General features: G+C 59.5%; 1 protein-coding gene. It reads left to right on the top strand.

Annotated elements, in window-relative coordinates; translation table 11 throughout:
- Nucleotides 1–81 precede the first annotated feature (81 nt).
- A protein-coding gene (locus BMI90_RS18450) for an IS3 family transposase (RefSeq protein ID WP_108722454.1) occupies nt 82–1,184 on the top strand; the annotation gives its coding sequence in 2 pieces (ribosomal slippage) (nt 82–343 and nt 343–1,184; 1,104 coding nt in all).
- The last annotated feature ends 52 nt before the right edge of the window (nt 1,185–1,236 follow it).

Here is a 1,236-nt window from a genome sequence, read left to right as displayed (position 1 = left end):
TGATCTGATCCCCGGAAACTGGACCGTTTGAAGCTGGAGTTTTCCGCTACGCTTCCTTGGCTGGAAGAGGAGTGGAATCGCATGAAGGCGAGCAAATTTTCGGACGCGCAGAAGGCGTTCATTTTGAAGCAAGGCGAGGAAGGCACGCCGGTCGCGGAGATCTGTCGGAAGGCAGGGATCAGCCAGGCGACCTACTTCAGTTGGAAGAAGAAATACGCGGGCCTTCTGCCTGACGAGATGCGACGACTGAAGCAGCTCGAGGATGAGAACGCCAGGTTGAAGAAGATCGTCGCGGACCTGACGCTGGATCGGGAGATGTTGCAAGACGTCATCCGCCGAAAGCTCTGAAGCCTGATCGCAAGCGCGAACTGGTTCGCGGGATGTGTAGCGATTGGGCGGTCTCGATCCGAAAGGCCTGTGGGGCTATGGGGTTTGACCGTTCGACGTTTCACTACAAGTCTCGCCGCGCCGATCAGGCTGCTGTCGCCAAGCGGATCCGGGAGATCTGTGAAACGCGGGTGCGGTATGGCTACCGGCGCGTTCACGTCCTGCTCGAACGTGAGGGCTGGAACATCAACATCAAGAAAGTCTATCGGATTTACAGGGAGTTGGGATTGCAACTCAGGAACAAGACGCCGAAGCGCCGTGTGAAGGCCAAGCTGCGTGACGACCGCGCCGAGGCGGTCGGCCCGAACGACGTCTGGGCAATGGACTTTGTTCACGATCAGCTTGCGACCGGCAAGAAGCTCAGGGTTCTGACAGTCATCGACACCTTCTCACGCTACGTGCCAGTGCTCGATGTCCGGTTCAGCTACCGCGGCGAGGATGTGGTCGCAACGCTGGACCGGGTGTGCCGACAGACAGGCTATCCGAAGACTATCCGAGTCGATCAGGGCACCGAGTTCGTGTCTCGCGACATGGACCTCTGGGCCTATCAGCGTGGCGTGACCCTCGACTTCTCGCGCCCCGGCAAGCCGACCGACAATGCATTCATCGAAGCGTTCAACGGCCGGTTCCGGACCGAGTGCTTGAACCAGCATTGGTTCCTCACCCTTGCGGATGCGGCCGAAAAGTTGGAGGCTTGGCGTAGATACTACAATGAGGAACGGCCACACGGCGCGATCGGGAACAAGGCCCCGATCACGCTGACGAAATCGGGGGGCGTCACCAGCCCGTCACCCTGAGCAAAGCCGGGAAACTCTGCCTAAGGGCGGTAGAGCTCTGGGGTGCGGATCA

Source organism: Thioclava sp. L04-15 (assembly GCF_002020275.1).
In the GTDB taxonomy this organism is placed as follows: domain Bacteria; phylum Pseudomonadota; class Alphaproteobacteria; order Rhodobacterales; family Rhodobacteraceae; genus Thioclava; species Thioclava marina.
The sequence above is the reverse complement of the archived record's forward strand: the minus strand, read 5'-3'. Positions and strand labels throughout refer to the sequence as shown.